Origin of the sequence: Microcoleus sp. PH2017_09_SFU_O_A, assembly GCF_020738625.1 — a bacterium.
In the GTDB taxonomy this organism is placed as follows: domain Bacteria; phylum Cyanobacteriota; class Cyanobacteriia; order Cyanobacteriales; family Microcoleaceae; genus Microcoleus.
Genome location: NZ_JAEQCF010000108.1, coordinates 16,201 through 18,557, shown reverse-complemented (window position 1 = coordinate 18,557; position 2,357 = coordinate 16,201). Strand labels below are relative to the sequence as shown.

The following is a 2,357-nucleotide window of genomic DNA, read 5'->3' as shown; positions in this document are numbered from 1 at the left end:
GCGTCACAAATACTGCAAAACTGTTCACCGCAATGATGGTTATATGTATGGGTTTTCCACTCTTGTCCGCTAAATCGGCGATTAGAGGCGTACCGATCGATCTTTCCCCAAGTTTCATCATCCCAGAAACCCGGTATCTTCAAAAATACCGGGTTTCTTTTCGCGGAATAGGCAGGAGAACCGAATTTGAGTAAGATGCGTTGAGAATGCTTTAGTTTTATGTTTATGCGAATTTCGATTATTGCTTTTTTGAGTTTGGCGGCGGTGGCTGCTGGGGAATTGGCGGCGCGGGCGATCGATCTGACTGTCGTACCGAGTGAGGTGGAGGTTAGAGAAGGAAGCGCAGAGGCGCAGAGGGAGGAGGATGAGGTAATTGGTGATAACTTAACGTCAAACCCACCGTCTCTCTTGTTTGTAGCCGAGTCTCGATCCCCCCTAACCCCCCTTAATCAGGGGGGGACAAGAGATATTCTCAAAGTCCCCCTTAATCAGGGGGGGACAAGAGATATTCTCAAAGTCCCCCTTAATCAGGGGGGGACAAGAGATATTCTCAAAGTCCCCCTTATTAAGGGGGATTTAGGGGGATCTAGACTCGACTACAAGCGACATTTATTATCGGTTTCAGTCTTAAGTTCTCATCAATCGGATGAGGTGAGTGCAATTGTGCGGGATTTGCCAACATCTGATGAGATTGCTGTTGCTCCTGAAGTTCGATCGCCCTCAGCCCAGGACGATCGCCATAAAGATTTTACATCTCTGTTACCAACTGCGGGGACGATCGCCACCAAAGCCGAAATCCCGGAAGCAGTCAACGGCAACGCGCAACAGCTAGGCGGTACTCTACCAATCAGTCAAGGGAGAAATGTTGAGGGCGTTTACGTTGCAGAGGTGAAAATTCGCTTTGTTAATTCCCGAGGCGAAGCTGTTGATAAAAAAGGGAATCCGATTAAGGGGAGAATTTCGGAAGATTTTATCCGAGGCGAGCTCAAACTTAAGGCGGGGGATAATTACAGCCAGCAAGTTGTACAACTCGATTTACAACAGTTGCAACAGTTGGGATTGTTTGACAAGGTGACGGTTTCTACTGAAGAAGTTGGGACGGATATTAATGTAATTTACAATGTCGAAGAGCGATCGGCTCGTTCTGTTGGGGCGAGTGTCACTTTGAGTGATGATGTTGGTGTGGCTGTTCCTCTTTCCTATGTCGATCGTACATTCGGCACAAACGGCCAGCGGTTGTCGGTGGAAATTCAGCCCAGCCTCCGAGGTGTGGAGTACGATGTGCGGTTTGTCAGCCCTTACGTTGCGGCCGATGACCGTTTGGGATACAGTGTGAGAGCTTTTGGCGATCGCAGAATCTCGGAAATTTTCAACAAGGATATTAATTTGCCCAATGGCGATCGAGTTCGAGAAATTCGGATGGGCGGAAATCTCGCTGTTACGCGGCCTTTGGGCGATTGGCGGGGAACTTTGGGACTGAATTATACCAATATCAGCACGCGCGATCGCAATTTAAATCTTGCCCGCCGGGACGTACTCGGCAATCCTCTCACATTCAGCGGTGCGGGTGTTGACGAATTGTATACTGTTTCTTTTGGCGCTACGCTCGATCGGCGAAACAATCCATTCAACCCAACCAGCGGCTCGATTCTCAGCCTCAGTACAGAACAGTCGATACCTCTCGGACGCGGCAACATTGTGAGCAACCGACTGCTAGCAAATTATATACAATATGTACCAGTAACTTTGCTGGGCATCAGCGAGTCGGAAGCTTTGCCAGAAATGTTGGCTTTTAATCTGCAAGGGGGAACGGTAATTGGAGATTTGCCACCGACGGAAGCGTTTCGCCTGGGCGGCCGCAATTCTGTGCGGGGCTACGACGGCGGGGAAATTGGCAGCGGGCGGAGTTATTTTTTGGCTTCCGGCGAGTATCGGTTTCCGGTTGGTAGGGATGTGGGTGGCGTGATATTTGTTGATTTTGCGTCGGATTTGGGAACGGGTGACAGCGTGTTGGGAAAACCGGCGGTAGTCAGGGATAAACCGGGGACTGGGGCGGGTGTTGGTTTGGGTGTGAGAGTGCGATCGTCCTTGGGATTAATTCGCTTGGATATGGGTGTCAGCGATGACGGGGAAATCAAATTTGTACTCGGTACAAAACAGCGATTTTAAATAGTTGACAGTTGTCAGTTGACAGTTGTCAGTTGGCAGTTGGCAGTTGACAGTTGGCAGTTGGCAGTTGACAGTTGACAACTGAAATTTGTCATATCAAATCCGGTAGCATCGGAATAATATATTTGAATTATATAGTGCGAGCGTCTCGCTCGCGAACCAATCGTTCGCTATGGACGCTCGCACTA

General features: G+C 49.3%; 1 protein-coding gene. It reads left to right on the top strand.

What is annotated here, in order from left to right:
- Positions 1–225: 225 nt before the first annotated feature.
- Positions 226–2,169: a BamA/TamA family outer membrane protein gene (locus tag JGK16_RS29275; protein ID WP_293194009.1), complete on the top strand. Its 1,944-nt coding sequence runs from the start codon at positions 226–228 to the stop codon at positions 2,167–2,169.
- The last annotated feature ends 188 nt before the right edge of the window (positions 2,170–2,357 follow it).